Source organism: Streptomyces sp. NPDC020845 (assembly GCF_044334165.1).
Lineage (GTDB): Bacteria > Actinomycetota > Actinomycetes > Streptomycetales > Streptomycetaceae > Streptomyces.
Map to the genome: position 1 here is coordinate 78,892 of NZ_JBIRSJ010000017.1, position 21,113 is coordinate 100,004.

Consider the following 21,113-nt stretch of genomic DNA (forward strand, 5'->3'; position numbering starts at 1 on the left):
CGCAGACCGCTCGGCGGGCGCTGCACACGCGTGCACCGGACGGACGGACACCGACGGCCCCTGTGCCGCGCCGCGGCCACACCGCGCACCGCACGGGAGTCGTGTCCCCTGTGCTCAGCCGATGAACCGCACATCCGGGTGGCTCGGCGTGGGCCCGTCCAGCACCGGCCGGTGCAGTCCGCGCAGATGCCGGTCGAAGAACGCCGTGAGGTAGGCCCTGCGACTCGCCGTGAAACGGGTCGGGTTCACGGTGCCGATCATCTGCTTCCGCAGCCCGTCCGGGAGCGTAAGGCGCTCGGCGAGGGCGGGGAGGACGATCTCGTAGTCGGTGAACGAGTTGTGCTCGGCCGCCTGCGTCCACAGATCGCGCTTCCAGCCCGTGGAGTTCTGCCACAGCGCCCGCCAGGAGGGCGACTGCTCATGGGTGTGCGGCAGCCGCCCCGACGTGGTCGCCAGCCACGCCCCCATCAGCAGAAACGGCCGGTCGAGCCCGCTGTGTGCGACCGGCAGCAGCCGATCGGGGTCGGTCCAGTCGTACCCCAGCGGCCCGTCCAGGTTGACCCCGGCCCGGATCCGGCGGTCAAGACGCATGGCCTCCGCCGTCGTCATGCCGCCGAGCGAGTGGCCGAACATGCCGACCCGCGCCATGTCCAGCGCCGCACCGAGCCCGCTGGGCAGCCGCCGCCCCCCGGCGTCGGGGTTGCCACCGCGCGCAAGCACCTCCAGCCGGTCCAGTACGAACCGGACGTCGGCCACCCGCACCTCCAGCGCCGCCTTGTTGCGGTCGGCGACCGGCTCGATCTTGCCGATCTCCGGCGACGCCTCGGCGACCCTCCCGTCGGGGAACTCCACGGCGTGCGCCTCGTAGGTCGGATCGACCGTCACCACGACATAGCCCTGGCCGGCCAACTCCACCACGGCGCTGGTGTCCAGCGTGCGCTCGTTGTACATCCCGGGCGAGTACAGCACCACGGGCCTGCGCCCAAGACCGCGCGCCACCCCCGCCCCCTCGCGGGCGTGCGTGGTGAACCCGGCCCAGTCGATGGCCCCGCGGTCGACCTTCAGGATCTGCGCGGCCCCCGCCCCGAACGCCTCGGCCGCGCCCGGCCGCATATACGGCGCCGACGCGCCGTCCGTCCCCCGCCGCGCCGGGTACCACACGCTCACCATGAGCTCCCGGTCGCCGGGCCCCCACCGCTCCTTCCGACCCTGGTCCACCAGGTGCAGCTCGACCATCCCGACCGGGTACGGGCCGGTGGGCGCCGGCAACTCGACCCGTATGGCATCACCGGCGGCAGCTTTGTGGCCCTTGCCGCCCTTACCGGAGGACACCGCGCCGGAGGCGAGGGAGGCGGACGCGAGGGTCACGGCGGCCCCCGTGGCGGCGAGGCCGCCGAGTAGTTGACGCCGTGAGAGTCGGGACACGGCGGAAGTCATCAGTCGCATGCCCCGACTCTGGCCCGGCGCACTGCCCCCGCCCCACTGTCGATCGCCAGGTACGCGTCTGACTTTCGTCGGATACGGGTTACTGGGACCTCACCCGAACTCATGGCCGACCGTGCGAGGATGCCGCCATGATGACAAATGGCCGTATGAGCGAAAGACCGACGGACCCGGTCAGACCTCGAAGGTCAACTCCCCGTTGCATGGCCGCACTTGGGGTCACCGCGGGCCTGCTCGGCCTCCTCACCGCCTGCGGCAGCAAACCCGCCTCCGAGGCGGTCGCGGCACCCGCGCCGCCGCCCGCCCCGCACGTCGAAACCCTCGACCCCAGCCAACGCCCCTACGGCGATCTGCCGACCGCCACCCCCTCCGCACCGCCCACCTGCCCGGAGTCCGGGGTGTACGTCCAGGCCGAGGAGCCGAGCGCCGCGATGGGCCTGCGCGCCATGTCCCTGAAGCTGACCAACTGCGGCAAGCGCACCTACACGCTGAAGGGCTATCCGACGGTCCGCGTCCTGGACGAGGGCGGAAAGCCGCTGGATGTCCAGGTCAGCCATGGATCCGCGGGCATCGCCACCCTCGACAACTTCGACGCCCCGCCCCGGCAGGTGACGCTGCGGCCCCAGGAGACGGCGGTGGCAGGCGTGGTGTGGCGGAACACCGTGACCGACCCGACGGTCCCGGCCGTCAACGGCAAGGCGCTGGACGTGGCCCCGTCCGAGGGGAGCCCCCGGCAGACCGTGGCCGAGCTGATCGACCTCGGCAACACCGGCAAGCTGGGCGTCAGCCCCTGGTACATCCCCAAGGAGACCTCCACGAAGACGCCCGCCCCGCGCCGGAGCGCCTGAACCACCACGCGGTAGACAAGGACAGATGGACAGACGCCCGGTGGTGTACACGTTTGCGCGTACACTACCCATATGGACGAGAACACCGTGACCGTACGGGAAGCCCGAGCGCACCTGGCCGACCACATCAAGCGTGCCGAGCAGGGCACTCCCACCGTGATCACTCGCAACGGCGTGCCGGTGGCGGCCGTGGTGCCCATCGCGGAATTCGAGGCGCTGGAAGAAGCAGCCGACGTGCTGCTGGCCCGTGAAGCGGAAGCGGTCCTGGCCGAAGGCGGCCCCACCACAACAATGGCCGAGCTGCTGGCAGACCTGTTCGCCGAGCCCACCCAAGGTGCCGCGTGAAGTACGCGTTCCGGTTCACCGCGGCGGCCCAGCGGCAGCTCCGGGCCATCGACAGGCATGCCGCCATGCGCATTCTCACGGCCCTGACCACGCTCGGCGACGATCCGTACCGCGAGGACGCCGACATCAAGAAGCTCACGGGCCCGTCGGGCCTCTATCGCCTCAGGGTCGGCAACTACCGGGTGGCCTACCAGGTCGAGGACGGCGAGCTCATCATCCTCATGGTCAAAGTGGGCGACCGGCGCGACGTCTACCGCGGCGCCTGAGAGACGGGACACGCGGATCACCGACGACTTCGCCGCCCTCGCGGACTGGCTCGCGCGAGGAGGGTAGCCAACGGGCGTCGGCTACCCCCGCCGCTCAGTCGCCGTCGATCTCGATGTCGATGCCCATGTCCTCCAGGGCGTCTTCCAGCTCGTCGAGCACCTCGTGGACCTCGTCCTCCTGGTCATCGGACACGGTGGTGGTCCGCCTTTCTCATAAGAAACGCACACGGGCCCCGCGGCTGCGAGACCGCCCGCATCATACGCAAGGCCGTTCGGTGACAGCGCAGTTGACGCCCCCCCCGAAGCGCGGCCTCACCCGACCGCCGCCCACACCGTTCGGGCCACGGCCGGCGCGAACTCCGCCACCGGCTGCACGGCCTCCTCGCCCGAGAAGTGCAGAAAGAACGCCCGCTGGAAGCACGCGCCGAGCAGCAGCGCGGCGGCGGCGTGCGGATCGGCGTCGGCGCGGATCCGCCCGCGTTCGCGCTCCCGCCGCAGATGGCCGGTCAGTGCCTCGAGCACCATGTGCGGGCCCCTGTCGATCTTCTGAATGCCCTCCCGGTGGCGGTTGAGCAGGGCCGGCTCCGCGAAGAGAGAGGCCGCCATCGGCATGGCGTCGGCGTAGAAGAGCGAGGCGTGGCGGGCGATCTCCGTCAGGCACTCCTCGACGGTGCGCTCCCCCGGCTCGCCGGTGAGCGCGGCGAGGAGCGGGCCGGCATTGGGCGAGCGCTCGGTGAGCACCCGTACGAACAGCTCCTCCTTGTTCGCGAAGTGCTTGTAGAGCGCGGCCTCCGAGCAGCCCGCCTCGCGGGCGATGGCCTTGGTGGTGGCGTTGGCCAGTCCGGTGGTGCGCATCAGCTTCTCGGCGGCGTCCAGCAGACGCTCCGGGGTGGGCCGACTTGACTTCGGGGTGAGCATTCACTCACCCTACCGAAAGCAGGGGTGAGTGAACGCTCACCCACCCCCCAGGTTCCGCCATCACCCAGGGAGTTCCCCCATGAAACTCACCGTCTTCGGCGCCACCGGCGGCGTCGGCCGTCAGGTCGTCCAGCAGGCCCTCGACTCGGGCCATGAGGTGACCGGGCGCGACCCCGCACGGCTGCCCGTCCCCGCCCATCCACAGCTCCAAGTCCTCACCGCCCGCGACCTCGCCCACCACGAGCCGCTGCTCCCCGCCGTCACCGGCCGGGACGCGGTGATCTCCGCCGTGGGCCCGGCGAGCAACGCACAGGCGAAGACCACCCACATCGCCGGCACCGCCCTGCGCGCGATCACCGCGGCCATGGATCAGGCGGGCGTACGCCGGCTGTCCGCCGTCAGCGCCGCCCCGGTCGGCCCCGTGGCCGAGGACGAGGGCCCGCTCACCCGCGCGCTGGTCTTCCCACTGCTGCGCAGGGTCCTGCGCGACACCTACGCGGACCTGGCGGCCATGGAGCAGGCGATCAGCGCGAGCGACACGGCATGGACCGTCGTACGGCCGCCCAAGCTGACGGACAAGCCGCACACCGGCGCCTACCGGCGCGTGATAGGCGGCAACGTTCCGGGCGGCATGACCATCAGCCGCGCCGACGTGGCGGACGCGCTGCTGACCTGCCTGGACGACCCGGCCACCGTGGGCCAGGCGATGGGAATCGCCACATAGGAAACCAGCCGGAACCGCATCGGCCGCCCATCGGCCGCCACCACACCTGCCACGACCCACCATCCAGGCCCCGGCCCGGACCACCGGAAGGAAAACCGCGTGACCACCCAACACACCGGCACCACCCACGTCGTATGCCTGGGCGACAGCCTCACCAGCGCCCAGGTCAGCGTGGACTACATCAAGATGCTCAAAGAGCGCACCGCCGGACACCCCTACGCCTTCACCAACGCGGGCGTGAACGGCGACCTCGCCTACAACGCCCTGCAGCGCCTCGACCCCGTCGTCGCCCAGCGGCCGGACGTCGTCATCGTGCTGATCGGCACCAACGACGCCAACGCGAGCCTCAGCGAGAAGAACGTCCGCATGTACACCAAGATGAAGCAGTTGCCGAGGCGGCCGACGATCGACTGGTACCGGCAGAACCTCACCGCCATCGCCCACCGGCTGACCGAGGAGACCGACGCCCGGGTCGCCCTCTCCTCGCTGCCGGTGCTGGGGGAGGAGCCGGGCTCGGCGCCGATGCTGCGGGCTGGCGAGTTCAGCGAAGTAGTCAAGGAGACGGCCGCCGCCTGCGGCACCGCGTACCTGCCGCTCTACGAACGACAGACCGACCACCTCAGAGGGTGTGGCCGCACCCCCCGGATCGACTTCCGGGACGGCCGGGCGCTGTCCAGCCGGGCCGCGATGCAGCACTTCATGCTGCGCCGCTCCTTCGACAGCATCGCCCGCCGGCGCGGCCTGGAGTTGACGACGGACTTCATCCACCAGAACAGCCGCGGAGCCGCGATGATCGCGGACGTGGTCGAGGAGTTCCTTCGCACCGCCGGCCATGCCACCAGCACCGTCCGGCCGCGCGGCGAAACCGGCTGACATCATGAAGCCGTGTCGAACATCTTCACCGACGCCATCCGGGTCTACGCCCGCCCCGGCGACCGCATCGACGCCGTAGAGGCGCAGTGGATCACCTGGATCCTGCTCGGCCGCCGCGGCTCGTACCACGTCCCGGTCCTGATCCGGCGCGAGCCGGAGGGGGCTTACGTCGACATCCAGTACGGCTCGGGCAAGAGCCCCGACATCGTGAACTTCTGCCAGGACCACGCCCCGTATCTCTACGGCGCCATCTGGGGCCGCCACTACAACGAGGGTCGCGACCGCGACGTGATCTGGCAGGACGACGTCAACGACGGCCCGTACCGCTACTGCCGTTACGGCTTCGACGAAGTGCGCGTCACGACCGCCGACGACCGCCCGCCCGTCGCCCCCGAAGCGCCCTGGCACCGCCACCCCGACGGCTCATGGCGGCTGTCCGCGGGCGGCAGCTACCTCACCGGCAACTGCCGCCAGGCCGATGTCGGCCCCATGGCCACGCCCACGACCCCGCTGCCCGACCCGCCACCGACGGCCCTGCCCACCCCCACCACCCCGAACGACTGGGGCGACCCCCTCAGCGCCATCGACCCCCTCTGGCTCGCCCCGCTCGCCGACGAGCACCCGACGGCCACGCTGATCGAATACCGCTGGCGAGGCCGCATCGTCCACCGCGCCCGCGAGGACGACGACTGGGACGGCCCCTCCTGGCAGCACCGCTGCGCCGACGACTGGGACAACTGCCTGGACCCCGACTTCCTCCGCGCCACCGGTGCGACGGATCTGCTCGCGCCCGACGAGGTCTACGCGCGCGACCGCGCGGAGTGGGAGAAGCGCGCAGCGCGCTGACGGTGGGGCGCGCGTCCCGTCAGATCCCCGGCAGCATCTCCTGCTCCACATCACGCGCGGGCGGCCTCGGCGCACTGCGCACCGCCAGCTTCGCCCGGCACTCATCCCCCAGCCCCCACAGCCGCGCCTCACGCCCGCGCAGCGGCCGCCCGCACATACGACAAGTGACGCGGCGGCGCGGAGCGCTGGGCTCCTCGACGAGGCCGGGCAGCGTGATGGGGTCGTCGGCGGTCATGACTCTGGTGTACCAGGTGAGGCCCGGACCGCCATAGGCGATCAATCTCTATACGAAGTACGATGTACTGTGTATAGAGAAACTGCGCTAGTGCGATCTTGTAAGGAGAGAGCCTGTGAAGGTCACCTCTTGTGCCGTGTCCCTCAACGTCGACGATGTCCCCGCCTCCAGCGCCTTCCTCGTCGAACACTTCGGCTTTCACGAGCAGATGGCCGCCGACGGCTTCGCGTCCCTGACCCGCGACGGCCTCGCCATGAACGTCATCTTTCTGCGCCGCGGTCTGGAGACCCTGCCCGCCGACCAGCGCGACGAGCACGCCGCCGGCCTGATCCTCGCCTTCGTCGTCGAAGACCTCGAAGGCGAGCTGGCCCGCCTGCGGGCCGAGGGCGTCACGATCACCATGCCGCTGACGGAGGAGGAGTGGGGCGAGCGCGCCTTCCAGGTCCGCGACCCCAACGGCGTCATCGTCCAGCTCGTCGACTGGAACGGGCCCACCGGCAACTGAGGCGGCTGAACTCGACCGGGGATACTTTGACGGCCAGTCAACACATCATGACGCGTCGAACCCCGCATGCAGTTGGGACATCTCACCCATGAGTCACAGTCAGCCTCCGCCGCAACCGTACGGTGTGAACAACGCTGCCGACCCAGGACAACAGGGCTACGCCTACCCGCAGGCCCCCACACCTTCCGGCTGGCCGGGGTATCCCCCCGCCCCTCCGCAGGTTGGTGGCACCAAGCGGAAGAACATCGGCATCGCGGTGGGCGTGCTGGCCGCTGTCGGCGTGATCATCGGCAGCTTCGCGCTGTTCGTCGGGGACGGTGACGGAACCGAAACCGTCCCCGACGACGGAAAGCGCTACGAACTCACCGCACCGGCCACCGTCCTGGGGGAGTACAAGGTCTGGGGTGACCCAGCCGAGGAACAGGACGCGGCCAGTGACGAGGCGGGCCCGCTCGGCATCAGCAACGGGAAACGCATCATCAACACCTGGTCGACAGTCGACACAACCGACCCCGACTCGGACTTCGACAACAACAAGAGCATTGTCTTCATCGGCTTCTACGGCGATGTGGACGATCCAGAAAAGTCCGTTGACGCGTACTTCGACATCGTTCAGCGCGGATCGCGGCTCTCCGAAACCATCGGCGACAAGGAGAAGCAGTCACCGAGGGGGTTCAAGAACGGGATCATGAAGTGTCAGCACCGGAAAGCCGACGCCGAGCCCGGCCAGCCGGAGATCACCCCCTTGTGCGTCTGGGGCGACCACAGCACGGTTGGCATGGTGACCGTGGTCGATGCCACCAAGGAGAAGCTGTCCCTTGAAGAGGGCGCCAGGATCGCGGCTGATCTGCGGAACGCGATCCGAGTAGAGATCGAGTAGCCGACGGACGGCCGGTCCTGCTGAGCCGTGCCGGCACGGAGCGTGAGCACCACTGGGCAGCATGCGACTGGAGGGGCGGGGGGGGGGGGCGGGGGGGGGCCCCCCCCCCCGCCCCCCCCCCCCGCCCCTGTATCTGTTCGACAACGAAGCCGCTGTCGCCCCGCGCGGACCCCGACACAAACGTGAAAATCATTCGACAACCATTCGACGCATGGCCATTGACACCCCTTACGCCCGGTGACTACCGTCACGCCAGGATTTCGAACGTGTGACGAAATATCGAACAACACACACCGCACCACTCGCGAAAGGGCACACCGCCTTGCGCATCACCGGAATCAGCACGCATGTCGTCGGCACCCCCTGGCGGAACCTGACCTACGTGCAGGTCCACACCGACGAAGGCATCACCGGCGTCGGTGAGACCCGCATGCTCGGCCACACCGACGCGCTGCTCGGCTATCTCCGTGAAGCCGAGGCCAACCACATCGCCGGGTCCGACCCCTTCGCCGTGGAGGACCTTGTACGGCGGATGAAGTACGGCGACTACGGCCGTGCGGGCGAGATCGTGATGTCGGGGATCGCCTGCATCGAGATGGCCTGCTGGGACATCAAGGGCAAGGCCCTCGGTGTGCCCGTCTGGCAGCTGCTCGGCGGCAAGGTGACCGACAAGGTCAAGGCGTACGCGAACGGCTGGTACACGACCGAGCGGACGCCGGAGGCCTACCACAAGGCCGCCCAGGGGGTCGTGGAGCGCGGTTACAAGGCGCTGAAGATCGACCCGTTCGGCACCGGGCACTTCGAGCTCGACCACAAGGAGACCTTGTACGCGGTCTCGCTCATCGAGGCCGTGCGGGACGCGATCGGCCCGGACGCCGAGCTGATGCTGGAGATGCACGGCCGCTTCTCCCCCGCCACCGCCGTCCGCCTGGCGAACGAGCTGGCCCCCTTCAAGCCGGCCTGGCTGGAGGAGCCGGTGCCGCCGGAGAACCTGAAGGCGCTGGAGAAGGTCGCGGCCAAGGTGGACATCCCGGTCGCCACCGGTGAGCGGATCCACGACCGCATCGAGTTCCGCGAACTCTTCGAGAGTCAGGCCGTGGACATCATCCAGCCGGACGTCGGCCACATCGGCGGCATCTGGGAGACCCGCAAACTGGCCGCCACCGCCGAGACCCACTACATGCTCATCGCGCCGCACAACGTCGGCGGGTCCGTGCTCACCGCCGCCTCCCTCCAGGTCGGCTTCGCCTCGCCCAACTTCAAGATCCTCGAGCACTTCAACGACTTCGCCGACTCGGAGATCAAGAAGGTGGTCAAGGGCGCCCCGCAGGTCGTGGACGGCTACTTCGAGCTCTCCCACGCCCCCGGCCTCGGCGTCGAGCTGGACACCGACGCCGCCGCCGAGTTCCCGCAGCAGCAGGCCCGGTTCGATCTGTGGGCCGAGGGCTGGGAGAAGCGGGACCCCAAGCGGACGGACAGCGAGTAAACGCGGTCAGTGCATAGGGAAATCCCTCGACCCGCGCCAAAGGGGTGGACGAACGCGATTCCCGCGGCGGCGAGGGGGCAGAAAACGCCCGGCGGAGACGACAGCGCCTCCGGCGGGAGGGCCCACCCGGCCCCCGGCCGGGGCGGGGCAGGAACGGAGCAGATGTGAGCGGCACAGAAGACGCCCCCGTAAGAGAGGACGCCACAGAAGACGCCCTCGTGCTCGACGGGCCGGGCAGCCACCGGCTGGAGACCCGCCCCGTCGCCGAGCCCGGCCCCGGGGACGCGCGGGTGCGGGTGCACGCCTCCGGGATCTGCGGCAGCGACCGCGAGATCTACCAGGGGAACCGGCCCGAGGGGTATGTCCGCTACCCCATCACCCCCGGCCACGAGTGGTCGGGCACGGTCGAGGCCGTCGGGGCCGGGGTGCCGGCCGCGCTGGTCGGCCGGAAGGTGGTCGGCGAGGGGTTCCGCAACTGCCAGGTGTGCGACCGCTGCCACGCCGGGGACACCACGCTGTGCACCGCCGGGTACGAGGAGACGGGCTTCACCCAGCCGGGTGCGATGGCCACCACCCTCACCCTCCCGGCCCGTCTGCTGCATCCGCTCGCCGACGACGCCGACCTGTCCGCCGCGGCGCTGCTGGAGCCCGCCGCCTGCGTGGCGGCCGCCGCGCTCAAGGCGAACGCCCAGCCGGGTGAGCGGGTCGCGGTGGTCGGCACCGGTACCCTCGGCATGATCGCGGTGCAGTTCCTGGCCGCGGCCTCCCCCGCCGAGCTGCTGGTGGTCGACATCCGCCGGGACCGGGAGGAGCTGTCGCTGTCCTTCGGCGCGACGGTGTTCCACACCCCGGACACGCTGCCCGAGACCGAGGCCGGGACGTACGACATCGTTATCGAGACCGCGGGCTCCGCCTCCGCGGCCCGGGACTCCGCCGCGCTGCTGCGGCGCGGCGGGCGGCTCGTGCTCACCGGCCTCCCGGCGGCGGGCGCGGACGGTCTGGACCCCACCGATCTGGTGGTGCGCCAGCTCGAGGTGCAGACGGTCTTCGGGGCCCCGCCCGCCGCGTGGGCGCACGCCGTGCGGGTCTTCGACGCCGGGCTGCTGTCCCTGCTGCCGCTGGTCACCCATGAGCTGCCGCTCACCGACTTCGGCAGCGCGATCGACCTGGTCGGCAGCGGCGATCCCAAGATCGGCAAGGTTCTGCTGCGCCCGCAGGGCCTCCCGTAGTCGCGTCGGTACGGGCCGCCCTGACACGGCCCGTACCGGCGTGCATCCAAGTACCCGAACTTACCCTCAAGTACCCAATCACCCGAATGTCATTCGAAATGTCGGACAACGGTCAGATGTCAGGCGACACCAGGCATTCCCACCGCCCCATGCACCACCCCGAACCCCCCGCATCACCCACCCCGGACGACGACGTGCCGGGCAGCACAGCAGCCGGACGCCGAAACACCGGCCATCACTCCACAAGGAGCACCGTGACCGCCGCCTCAGCCACCACCTCCGGCCCCCGTCGCCCCGCCGACGCGGCCCTCGCGTCGCTCGGCCACTCCGCACCCGCCGCCGACCCCGCCGACGCCTCCCCGCACTCCTTCCCGGACGGCGGCAGCTGGCGCACCGAGGTCCCCTCCGTGGAGGGGCCCGAGGCGCTGGCCACCGTGTTCAAGGAGGCCAGCCGCCTCGATGTGCCGATCCACCGGATCAGCCAGGGAAGCGGCGTATGGATGCTCACCGACTCCGAGATCACCGAGATGGTGGAGTCCTGCGCCGAGCGCAACGCCGAGCTGTGCCTGTTCACCGGCCCGCGCGGCACCTGGGACATCGGCGCCGCCACCCGTACCGACTCCCGCGGCGGGGGCTTGCGCGCCCGCGGCCATGACGCGGTCGCGGGCTGTGTCGAGGACGCGCTGCGCGCCGCCTCGCTGGGCGTCAAGTGTCTGCTGGTCGCGGACGAGGGCGTGCTGTGGCTGCTGCACCAGCTGCGCGAGCGCGGCGAGCTGCCGGCCGACACCACCTTCAAGCTGTCCGCGCTGGTCGGCCCGGTCAACCCGGCCTCGTTCGCGGTGTACGAGCAGCTGGGCGCCGACTCCATCAACATTCCGTCGGACCTTACGCTGGAGCACCTGACCGAGATCCGCCGGGTCTCCGGCGCGCCGATGGACTTCTATGTGGAGGCCCCCGATGACCTGGGTGGCTTTGTCCGCATCTACGACGCCGCCGAGCTGATCCGCCGCGGCGCCCCCATCTACCTGAAGTTCGGGCTCAGCAAGTCCCCCGGCATCTACCCGTACGGCGCTCAGCTGCGCGATGTCGCACTGAACAGCGCACGTGAGCGGGTACGCCGAGGCCGGCTCGTGCTCGACATGCTCGCCCGGCTGGGCGCGGACGGCGGGATGTCCCCGCTGGGCTCCCGGCTGCCCGGCTCGCTGCGGCGCTTCGCCACGGCGCAGTCACAGCCCGCGCCCCAAGAATCCTGAGCCACGGACGCACAAGGGAAGGACGACCCGATGATCATGCGTAAGGCCAGAGCGGTACGAGCCTTGGCGGCACTCGCCGCCCTGCTCACGCTCTCGCTCACCGCCACCGCCTGCGGTCAGGAGGCGGTCGGCGGCAGCCGCTACAAGGGCGGCAACAGCAACACGATCGGCATCTCGATGCCGACCAAGTCGTCCGCGCGGTGGATCGCCGACGGCAAGAACATGGTCAAGCAGTTCCAGGCGGCGGGCTACAAGACGGACCTCCAGTACGGCGAGGACGACGTACGCGCCCAGGTGGCCCAGCTCGAGAACATGGTCACCAAGCAGTACAAGCTGCTGGTGATCGCGCCCATCGACGGGACCGCGCTGACCGACGTGCTGCAGAGCGCCCACGACGCGAACATACCGGTGATCTCCTACGACCGGCTGCTCCTGGGCTCGAAGTACGTCGACTACTACGCGACCTTCGACAACTTCAAGGTCGGCGTGCTCCAGGCCACGTATCTCGTGAACAAGCTCGGGCTGCCCAAGGACAAGGGGGACAAGAAGGGCCCGTTCAACATCGAGCTGTTCGCCGGGTCGTCGGACGACAACAACACCCGGTACTTCTTCAACGGCGCGATGAGCGTGCTCAAGCCGTACCTCGACGACGGGCGGCTCGTCGTGCGCAGCAAGCAGACGAAGCTCAACCAGCTGTACACGGCGAAGTGGAGCGCCAGCGCCGCCCAGAACCGCATGGAGGACCTGCTCAACGCGGCGTACAGCAACGCCGACGTCGACGCCGTGCTCTCGCCGTACGACGGCATGTCCATCGGCATCCTGTCCGCGCTGCGCGGCGTCGGATACGGCACGAAGGACAAGCCCTACCCGGCCGTGTCCGGGCAGGACGCCGAGCTCCCCTCCGTGAAGTCCATCATCCGCGGTGAGCAGACGCAGACCGTCTACAAGGACACCCGCAAGCTCGCCAAGGCCACCGTCCAGATGGCCACCGCGAAGCTGACCGGCGGCAAGCCCCAGGTCAACGACACCAAGTCGTACAACAACGGCAAGAAGACCGTGCCGGCCTACCTGCTCAACCCGGTCAGCATCGACAAGTCCAACACCCAGCTCCTCGTAAAAGAGGGCTACTACACCGCCGGCCAGCTGAAGTAGGGATGGAGGCCGGGAACATGAACCACATTCTCGAAATGCGCTCCATCACGAAGACCTTCCCCGGCGTAAAGGCGCTGTCCGACGTCAACCTCCTCATCCACGAGGGCGAGATCCACGCCATCTGCGGGGAGAACGGCGCCGGGAAGTCGACCCTGATGAAGGTGCTCAGCGGGGTGTACCCGCACGGCAGCTACGAAGGTGAGATCCAGTTCCAGGGGGAGGTGTGCGCGTTCAAGGACATCAAGGCCAGTGAGCAGCGCGGCATCGTCATCATCCACCAGGAACTGGCCCTGATTCCCTATCTGTCCATCGCCGAGAACATCTTCCTGGGCAACGAACACGCCAAGGGCGGCCTGATCAGCTGGAACGAAACGCTTCGGCACGCCACCGCGCTGCTCAAGCGGGTCGGTCTCACGGAGTCGCCGCAGACGCGGGTCGCCGATATCGGGGTGGGCAAGCAGCAGCTCGTGGAGATCGCCAAGGCGCTCTCCAAGGAGGTGAAGCTGCTGATCCTGGACGAGCCGACCGCGGCGCTCAACGACGAGGACAGCGGCAAACTCCTGGAGCTGCTGCTGGAGTTCAAGGCCCAGGGCATCTCCTGCATCATCATCTCGCACAAGCTGAACGAGATCCGCAGGGTCGCCGACTCCGTCACCATCCTGCGCGACGGCCAGACCATCGAGACCATGGTCGTCCGCGAGACACCGGAGGCGGAGCCGCAGGTCTCCGAGGACCGCATCATCCGCGGGATGGTCGGCCGCGACCTCGACAACCGCTTCCCCGAGCGCACCCCGTACGAGGGTGACGACGCCTCCGAGGTGGCCATGGCCATCGAGGACTGGACCGTACGCCACCCCATCGACCAGCAGCGCAACGTCGTGGACGGGGTGTCGCTGAACGTCAGGCGCGGCGAGATCGTGGGCATCGCGGGCCTGATGGGCGCGGGCCGCACCGAGCTGGCGATGAGCGTCTTCGGGCGCGCCTACGGCCGGTACACCGGCGGCCGGGTCTACCGCGACGGCAAGGAGGTCCGTACCCGCACCGTCCCGGAGGCGATCGAGCACGGCATCGCCTATGTCACCGAGGACCGCAAGCACTACGGGCTCAACCTCGACGACACCATCAGCCGGAACATCTCGCTCTCCTCGCTGGCCAAGGTGGCGCGCCGCGGCGTGGTCAACGAGCACGAGGAGTCGCGGGTGGCAGAGCGGTTCCGCAAGACCATGAACATCAAGGCGCCCACGGTCTTCGAGCAGGTGGGCAAGCTCAGCGGCGGCAATCAGCAGAAGGTCGTGCTGAGCAAGTGGATCCACGTGGGTCCTGAGGTGCTGATCCTCGACGAGCCCACCCGTGGCATCGACGTCGGGGCCAAGTACGAGATCTACACGGTCATCAACGACCTGGCGGCACAGGGCAAGGCCGTCGTCTTCATCTCCTCGGAGCTGGGCGAGTTGCTGGGCATGTGCGACCGGATCTACACGATGGCGGCTGGGCGGCTGACCGGGGAGGTCGCGCGGGCCGAGGCGACTCAGGAGGTTCTGATGCGCCACATGACCAGGGACAGAGGAGACGAAGGATGAGCACGGCGACCCAGGACACCAAGAACCCGGCACCACCGCCGGCCGGCACCCCCCGGAACCTCGTGGAGCTGCTGATCCAGAACTGGTCGCTGCTGGTGCGGAGCATGCGGGCCAATGTGCGCCAGTACGGGATGCTGGTGGCGCTCGCGCTGATCATCGTCATCTTCCAGATATGGTCCGACGACATCCTCCTGCGGCCGCTCAACGTCACCAACCTGGTGCAGCAGAACGGCTACATCCTGATCCTCGCGATCGGCATGATGATCGTGATCATCGCGGGCCATATCGATCTGTCGGTCGGATCACTGGTCGCGTTCGTCGGCGCCTTCGCGGGCGTGTTGATGGTCAACCACGATGTGCCCTGGCCGCTCGCGGTCATCCTCTGTCTGCTGGTCGGCGCGGCCGCCGGGGCGTGGCAGGGCTTCTGGATCGCGTACGTCGGGATCCCGTCCTTCATCGTCACCCTGGCCGGCATGCTGGTCTTCCGCGGCGGCACCCAGATCCTGCTGGACGGACAGTCCCTGTCGCCCTTCCCGGAGGGCTTCCGGAAGATCAGCATCGGCTTCATCCCGGAGATGGGCCCGTACACGCAGTACCACAACCCCACCATGGTCATCGGCCTCGCGGTGTGCGCGGTGGCCGTCTGGCAGGAGTGGCGGGGCCGGCAGCAGCGTGCGGCGTATGAGCTGGACGTGATGCCGATCGGCCTGTTCTACGTCAAGTGCGTCGCGATCGTGGCCGCGGTGATGGCCTTCGCCATGACCCTCTCCAGCTGGCACGGCGCGCCGTTCGGCCTGCTGATCCTGGCGGGCCTGATGGTGATCTTCGCCTTCGTGATGCGCAACACCGTCGTCGGCCGGCATGTGTACGCCCTGGGCGGCAACCAGCCCGCGGCCAAGCTGTCGGGTGTCCGCGACAAGCGCGTCACCTTCATGGTCTTCGTCAACATGGGCCTGCTGGCCGCCCTCGCCGGCCTGGTCTTCACCGCCCGACTGGGCTCCGCCACCCCGAGCGCGGGCCTCAACTTCGAGCTGGAGGCCATCGCCGCCGCGTTCATCGGCGGCGCCTCGGCCAGCGGCGGCGTCGGCACCGTGCTGGGCGCGATCATCGGTGGTCTGGTGCTCGGTGTGCTCAACAACGGCATGTCGCTGGTGGGCATCGGCACCGAGTACCAGCAGGTGATCAAGGGCCTGGTGCTGCTCGCCGCGGTGGGCTTCGACATCTGGAACAAGCGCAGGGTCGGTTCGTAAGTCCGTCTCCCACCTCTACTGATGGAGCCGCACATGACCACGAGCAGACGCACACTGATGACGGCGGCAGCGACCGCCGGGCTGGCAGCCACGGCCGTCGGTACGGGCACGGGCACGGCTTACGCGAAGGGCGCGAAGGGAGGCGGACGCGCGGTGAAGGAACACTTCGGAACGCTGGCCGACGGCACCAAGGTCGACCGCTGGACGATCGAGAACGGCCGCACCCGGCTGTCCGTACTCACCTACGGCGGCATCGTCCAGTCCCTGGAGATCCCCGACCGCCACGGCCGCATGGCCAATGTGTCGCTGGGCTTCGCCGACCTGGACTCGTACGTGGCCGGCAGCCCGTACTTCGGCGCCCTGATCGGCCGCTACGGCAACCGCATCGCGAACGGCAAGTTCACTCTTGACGGCCACGCCTACCAACTCCCCGTCAACGACGGCCCCAACAGCCTCCACGGCGGGGACAAGGGCTTCGACAAGCGGATCTGGTCCATCGAACCGTTCGAGGACGGCGGCAACGTCGGCCTGACCCTGCGCCGGGTCAGCCCCGACGGCGAGATGGGCTACCCCGGGAAGCTGACGGTCCGCGTCGATTACACCCTCACCTCGACGGGCGACTGGCACATCGACTACGAGGCCACGACCGACAAGGCCACGGTCGTCAACCTCACCAACCACACCTACTACAACCTGGGAGGCGAGGGCACCGGCTCCATCTACGACCACCGGCTCCAGATCGCCGCCTCCCGCTACACCCCGGTCAACAAGACCCTCATCCCGACCGGCGAACTGGCGAAGGTCGCCGGCACACCGTTCGACTTCCGTCGGTCGAAGGCGGTCGGCCGGGACATCCGCGAGGCGCACCAGCAGGTGCTCTACGGACAGGGGATCGACCACAACTTCGTCCTGGACAAGGGCATCACGAGCCGTCCCGAACACATCGTGACGGTCAGCGAGCCGGAGTCCGGGCGGGTGATGCGGATCGCGACCACCGAGCCGGGTGTGCAGTTCTACACCGGCAACTTCCTGGTCGGGACGCTGGCGGGCACATCGGGGAAGGTCTACCGGCAGGGCGACGGCTTCTGCCTGGAGACCCAGCACTTCCCCGACTCGCCCAACCAGCCCGGATTCCCGTCCACGGTGCTGCGGCCGGGAGAGACATACCGGTCGACGACGGTGCACTCGTTCTCGACGCGCTGAGCACCGCCCATCTCCCTCCCACCCCGCGCGATGGCCTTAGAGTGCGGGGCGGGAGGGAGTTCGCATGCGGGGTCTGGACCCGGACCGGGTCGCGGAGGTCATCGTCACCTATGAAACGGACGATGGCGGACGCAAGGGCAAACGCGGATCGGGGTACCTGGTCACCGACCGTACGGTCCTCACCGCCGCGCATGTGGTGGCGGATGCCGCCAGCATCCAGCTCAGGTTCCGCGCGGACCAGGAGGGCGCGTGGAGTGCGGACGGGGTCGTCGTGTTCACGGCCCCGCGCATCGATATCGCGGTGGTGTCCCTCATGGACACCCCGGACCTGCCTCCCGTCCCAACGGTCACCTTCGGCAGACTGGTGGACGCCGACGGCGAACTCCCCTGCTCGATGATGGGTTTCCCACGCTTCAAGCTCCGCGAGGACGCACCCGGATCGGGCTCGGGCTCGCGTTTCCGGGACGCCCACCACCAGCAGGGCACCATCTCCCCCTGGTCCAACACCCGCCAGAAGACCCTCTCCATCCGGGTCGACGCCCCCGCCCCGGACCCCGACCCCGAGGTGTCCCCCTGGGAGGCCATGTCGGGCGCGGCGGTGTGGAGCGAGGGCCATCTCATCGGCGTCGTCATCGAACAGCACGCTACGGAGGGCCTGGGACGGCTCACGGCCTCACGCGTGGACCGCTGGCACGAGGCGCTGAGCGAGGCGGAGTCGGCCCAACTCGCCCTGTTCACCGGCCTTCCCGCGCGGCGGGAGGGGCTGCGGCAGGTCCGCGTGCCCGCCGGGCGCGCGGGGCAGCGGGAGGATGCCATACGGGCCCTGCTGAGCGCCGAACGCACGGACTCCGACGTCCAGCCCTACCGCTTCCTGGACGCCAACGCTCCTGGTCTGGAACGGGTCTACGTCCACCAGCGGGTCGTGGAACACACCGAAGCGGCGGCCGCCCCCGAACCCATCCCCGCCGAGGAAATCCTGGAGCTGCACCGGCACGTGCTGATCGAGGGCGAGGCGGGGGCGGGGAAGTCGACGTTCACGCAACGGGTGGCGCGGCGCGGTGCGGACGCACCCGGGGCGCGGGAGCACGCCGTACGCATCCCCGCCGTCGACCTGACCCACGGCGCCCCGCTGCCCTCCCTGCTTCGCGACTCGGTGCAGCGGCGGCTCGGAGGCCACTTGGGGACCGAACTCCCCCGCGACCTCTTCGAGTCGGGCGGCGACGGTGGCTGGCTCCTCTTGGTCGACGGCCTGGACGAGATCGTGGACACGGCGGCGCGGCGGCGCGTGATCTCCATCGTGGCGGCCAACGCGTCGGGCCCGTACCGCTGGGTGGTCACCACCCGCTTCCTGCCCCTGCACGAGCTGGCCCCCTTGCGCGACGCGGGCCTCGCCTCGTACGCCCTCGCCCCCTTCGACGAGTCCCAGCTCCGCGAACTGGCCCGCCGCTGGCTGGACGGGGAATCTGAGCGGGCCGAGGCTTTCCTGCGGGAGGTCGAGCGCAGCGGGCTGCGGCAGTTGGTCCGTACGCCCCTGGTCGCGGCGATCACCCTGTCGATCTTCCGCCGAGCGCCGGGTGCCGCGCTCCCGACCGGGCGCCCCGGCCTGTACCAGGAATGCGTCGGCTATCTGCTCAGCGGTCGTCCAGGGGAGGAGGAACGGCGGGCCGGGCTGCTTCGGGCCGTGGCTCAGGCAGGCGGCTCACGGCGGCTCGCGGAGTGGCTGTACGGCGCGCGTGTCCCGCTGCTCACCGCACTCGCCCACAACACGCTGACGGCTGACGCACCGCTGCTGGAGGAGGCGCTGCGGTGGATCGCCCAGCAGGCCGACGAGCCCACGGACTTCCTGCACGGCTGGCGCGAGGTGGTCACCGGTCTGCTGAGCGGCGCCGGGCTGTTGCTGTACGAGAAGGGCCCGGGAGAGTCGCTCTGGGCTCACCGCAGCTTCGCGGAATACCTGGCCGCCCACGACACGGCGAGTCGGCTGCCCGCCGACTGGCCGGGGGCGGAGCCGCTGCGGGACGAGTTGGTTCGGGACGCGCTCCATGGGGAGCGGCGGGACTTCGGGGTGCTGGCCATCGCGTGTTGGGCGAGGCGGGCGGGGGCCGATGCGGAGGCGTTGGTGGGGTGGCTGCTACGGAGCAGTGACGACTACGACCTCTTTGGCAAGCACCAGGGGTCCAGCATCATCGTCTTGGACGGGGACAGCAGTGTTCCGGACGACCACGCGGCGCTGGCCGGGCGGCTGCTGGCGGAGGGGGTGCGGGTGCCCGATGCCCTCACCACCTCGGTGCTGAACCGGCTGCTGGAGAGGGCCGGTTCCGGCTGGCACGCACAGGAGTTCTGCGCTCTGATCGCCGCCCAGCCCATGCGCGACGCGGCATACCAGGCCCTGGTGACCATGGCCGACAACGATCGGCTCAGCATCACCGCGCGCACAGGTGCCGTCGTTGCGCTCGGGCGCATCTTCGGTTTCGAGGCCGCACTGGCAAAGGCCGAGCGTCTTCTGGCGTCGCGGCAGATTGAGCACACGAGTTATGCGTCGCCGAACTCCGGGGGAACCTGGAGCGGTCCGGTCAGTGAAGGACGGATCGCCGCGGCGTACCACCTGCTGGCCCTGGGCAACCGGATCCACGGCCCCGTGCGACGTGTCCTCACCGATATGTCACTGCGGGCCGACGGCGACCTGGAGCGCGTACTCCTCGGCAACTGCGCTGTCGCACTGGGGGACGCAGTATCGCTGCTACGCCTGCTGGATCTGCCTCCCGACGGTGACCGGCTGCCCAACGCGGACGACATGCGGCTACTGATCGCGGCGGGTGCATATGACACAGCGGACTCCATGACCGACGCGCTCTTCACCATGGTGGAGGATTGGCCGCCCAATATCAGCCGCTTGTGGAAGGGCGAGCGGGAGTACTGGCTCGGGGACATCGTCCAGGCTCTGTGTGCCACTGCCGAAGCGTTCTTGTCCGCCGGACGGGATGAGGCGGCTGCGGCTGTCGCATGGAGGATCCTCGGCACCCCTCTCCCGTCCGACGAAATGAACGCCACCCCGTACACCGTGCTGGCGCGAACGGGCGTACCGGAGCCGGCCCTCGCCGCACTCGCTCCCGGAAAGGACGGCACCTCACCCCCTCTGGACGGGCCCTACTGGGCCGAAGTCGCCCGCACGCTGCATGGCGAGGGTTATGTCGACGAGGTACGGAACGCTACGGAGGCACGCCTCGCCCTTCCCATGCCATTGGGCGATGCGGTGGAGATCGCCAAATACCTCATATGGGCTGGAGACCCGCGTGGTCTGGAGGCGCTGCTGACCATCGCCAACCACCCCGACACTGAGGTCTCAACCGCTCTGCGCGCGGTCGAGGACCTGCTCGGCGGAGAGTTCCACGCGGTGGCGGTCGACGCGCTCATCGCACTGTCCCGGCGGCCGGTATCGGGCGATGTGGGACTGGACATCGCCCGGCTCCTCGCCGGTGCGGGGGTGGAAGACGAGGCCAGCCGCCTCGCGCTGACCCTGGTGCGCACGTACATGGGCGATCCCGACACCTGGGAAATGGTGGCTCTCACAGAGCCCCTGCGGCTGCTGTCCGCTCTCCGCCCCGAGGAGGGACGGGCCCTGCTGCTCGAGGCGGCCGCCTCCCCCCGCCTGCCCACGCGGGACTTGGCAGATCTGGCCCGGATGCTGGAGCGGTGCGGCGAACGGGGGGCTCTGGAGGATCTGCTCCGGCGATGGTCAGCTGTGGCCACGGACGACTACGAATTCATGCGGCTTGGCGGCTTCCTGGCACGCTGCGGCAAGAAGGGCGAGGCGGCCGCCGCATACCGGAAGGTGCTCGCGCTGCGTGCGGGCGACGCCGAGCTCCGCAGCCTGTACGGGGTCAGGGAGGCCGTGGACGGGCTGCGCTCTCTCGGCGCTCCCCTCACCCCGGAAGACATCTCCGCGCTCCGGACCGTGTACGCCTCACTCGCGCCGCCCGACACCGCCTTCTCGCGCCGCCGAGACGTCGAGTGGCTGGCCGCCCTGCTCAATCAGCGCGCTGAAGGAGAGGACGAGGGGTAGGCCGACGTACGGTC

At 69.5% G+C, this 21,113-nt stretch carries 19 protein-coding genes; 16 read left to right on the top strand and 3 right to left on the bottom strand.

Annotated features, from left to right (window positions below):
- Positions 1-114: 114 nt before the first annotated feature.
- On the bottom strand, positions 115-1,446 hold the full coding sequence (locus ACH4U7_RS38930) for a lipase (RefSeq protein ID WP_398532494.1): 1,332 nt from the start codon (positions 1,444-1,446) through the stop codon (positions 115-117).
- Positions 1,447-1,646: 200 nt separating this feature from the next.
- On the opposite strand from ACH4U7_RS38930, the gene ACH4U7_RS38935 reads away from it, so the two are divergent.
- The 3 genes from ACH4U7_RS38935 to ACH4U7_RS38945 all read left to right on the top strand — a co-directional run bounded on the left by ACH4U7_RS38935 (position 1,647) and on the right by ACH4U7_RS38945 (position 2,902).
- The gene (locus tag ACH4U7_RS38935; protein ID WP_398532495.1) at positions 1,647-2,291 is read left to right on the top strand and encodes a DUF4232 domain-containing protein; all 645 of its coding nucleotides are present in this window, start codon (positions 1,647-1,649) and stop codon (positions 2,289-2,291) included.
- A 72-nt stretch (positions 2,292-2,363) separates the two neighbouring features.
- Positions 2,364-2,636, top strand: a complete 273-nt coding sequence (locus ACH4U7_RS38940; RefSeq protein WP_362193467.1) for a type II toxin-antitoxin system prevent-host-death family antitoxin — start codon at positions 2,364-2,366, stop codon at positions 2,634-2,636.
- Complete coding sequence (locus ACH4U7_RS38945) at positions 2,633-2,902, top strand: type II toxin-antitoxin system RelE/ParE family toxin (protein WP_398532496.1); 270 nt, start codon at positions 2,633-2,635, stop codon at positions 2,900-2,902. The genes ACH4U7_RS38940 and ACH4U7_RS38945 overlap by 4 nt, the downstream gene beginning before the upstream one ends.
- A gap of 312 nt (positions 2,903-3,214) precedes the next feature.
- On the opposite strand, the gene ACH4U7_RS38950 is transcribed toward ACH4U7_RS38945, so the two are convergent.
- Positions 3,215-3,820, bottom strand: a complete 606-nt coding sequence (locus ACH4U7_RS38950) for a TetR/AcrR family transcriptional regulator (protein ID WP_398532497.1) — start codon at positions 3,818-3,820, stop codon at positions 3,215-3,217.
- 79 nt (positions 3,821-3,899) lie between these two features.
- Here ACH4U7_RS38950 and ACH4U7_RS38955 point away from each other — a divergent pair, with 79 nt between their 5' ends.
- The 3 genes from ACH4U7_RS38955 to ACH4U7_RS38965 all read left to right on the top strand — a co-directional run bounded on the left by ACH4U7_RS38955 (position 3,900) and on the right by ACH4U7_RS38965 (position 6,263).
- Complete coding sequence (locus ACH4U7_RS38955) at positions 3,900-4,544, top strand: NAD(P)-dependent oxidoreductase (RefSeq protein ID WP_398532498.1); 645 nt, start codon at positions 3,900-3,902, stop codon at positions 4,542-4,544.
- A gap of 99 nt (positions 4,545-4,643) precedes the next feature.
- Positions 4,644-5,417, top strand: a complete 774-nt coding sequence (locus ACH4U7_RS38960; RefSeq protein ID WP_398532499.1) for an SGNH/GDSL hydrolase family protein — start codon at positions 4,644-4,646, stop codon at positions 5,415-5,417.
- A 12-nt stretch (positions 5,418-5,429) separates the two neighbouring features.
- Entirely contained in the window at positions 5,430-6,263 is an 834-nt protein-coding gene (locus ACH4U7_RS38965) for a hypothetical protein (RefSeq protein ID WP_398532500.1), read from the top strand.
- 19 nt (positions 6,264-6,282) lie between these two features.
- On the opposite strand, the gene ACH4U7_RS38970 is transcribed toward ACH4U7_RS38965, so the two are convergent.
- Entirely contained in the window at positions 6,283-6,498 is a 216-nt protein-coding gene (locus ACH4U7_RS38970; RefSeq protein WP_398532501.1) for a DUF6011 domain-containing protein, read from the bottom strand.
- A 115-nt stretch (positions 6,499-6,613) separates the two neighbouring features.
- On the opposite strand from ACH4U7_RS38970, the gene ACH4U7_RS38975 reads away from it, so the two are divergent.
- The 10 genes from ACH4U7_RS38975 to ACH4U7_RS39020 all read left to right on the top strand — a co-directional run bounded on the left by ACH4U7_RS38975 (position 6,614) and on the right by ACH4U7_RS39020 (position 21,099).
- Positions 6,614-7,003, top strand: coding sequence for a VOC family protein (locus tag ACH4U7_RS38975; RefSeq protein ID WP_398532502.1), 390 nt, complete (start codon positions 6,614-6,616; stop codon positions 7,001-7,003).
- Between the two features lie 256 nt (positions 7,004-7,259).
- Complete coding sequence (locus ACH4U7_RS38980; protein WP_398532503.1) at positions 7,260-7,883, top strand: hypothetical protein; 624 nt, start codon at positions 7,260-7,262, stop codon at positions 7,881-7,883.
- 322 nt (positions 7,884-8,205) lie between these two features.
- Positions 8,206-9,369: a mandelate racemase/muconate lactonizing enzyme family protein gene (locus ACH4U7_RS38985; RefSeq protein WP_398532504.1), complete on the top strand. Its 1,164-nt coding sequence runs from the start codon at positions 8,206-8,208 to the stop codon at positions 9,367-9,369.
- A gap of 218 nt (positions 9,370-9,587) precedes the next feature.
- Positions 9,588-10,598, top strand: a complete 1,011-nt coding sequence (locus tag ACH4U7_RS38990; protein ID WP_398532663.1) for a zinc-binding dehydrogenase — start codon at positions 9,588-9,590, stop codon at positions 10,596-10,598.
- Positions 10,599-10,852: 254 nt separating this feature from the next.
- Positions 10,853-11,851 (top strand): hypothetical protein, encoded by a 999-nt coding sequence (locus ACH4U7_RS38995; protein WP_398532505.1) that lies wholly within the window; start codon positions 10,853-10,855, stop codon positions 11,849-11,851.
- A gap of 36 nt (positions 11,852-11,887) precedes the next feature.
- A complete protein-coding gene (gene chvE / locus ACH4U7_RS39000; protein WP_358636816.1) occupies positions 11,888-13,003 on the top strand; it encodes a multiple monosaccharide ABC transporter substrate-binding protein in 1,116 nt (371 codons plus the stop codon).
- Between the two features lie 17 nt (positions 13,004-13,020).
- Positions 13,021-14,583 carry a multiple monosaccharide ABC transporter ATP-binding protein gene (mmsA, locus tag ACH4U7_RS39005; RefSeq protein ID WP_398532506.1) on the top strand — a complete coding sequence of 521 codons (1,563 nt, stop codon included), beginning with the start codon at positions 13,021-13,023 and terminating at the stop codon, positions 14,581-14,583.
- Positions 14,580-15,833, top strand: coding sequence for a multiple monosaccharide ABC transporter permease (gene mmsB, locus ACH4U7_RS39010; RefSeq protein WP_398532507.1), 1,254 nt, complete (start codon positions 14,580-14,582; stop codon positions 15,831-15,833). The genes mmsA and mmsB overlap by 4 nt, the downstream gene beginning before the upstream one ends.
- A 33-nt stretch (positions 15,834-15,866) precedes the next feature.
- A complete protein-coding gene (locus tag ACH4U7_RS39015) occupies positions 15,867-17,036 on the top strand; it encodes an aldose epimerase family protein (protein ID WP_398532508.1) in 1,170 nt (389 codons plus the stop codon).
- Positions 17,037-17,100: 64 nt separating this feature from the next.
- The gene (locus ACH4U7_RS39020; protein WP_398532509.1) at positions 17,101-21,099 is read left to right on the top strand and encodes a trypsin-like peptidase domain-containing protein; all 3,999 of its coding nucleotides are present in this window, start codon (positions 17,101-17,103) and stop codon (positions 21,097-21,099) included.
- Positions 21,100-21,113 lie beyond the last annotated feature (14 nt).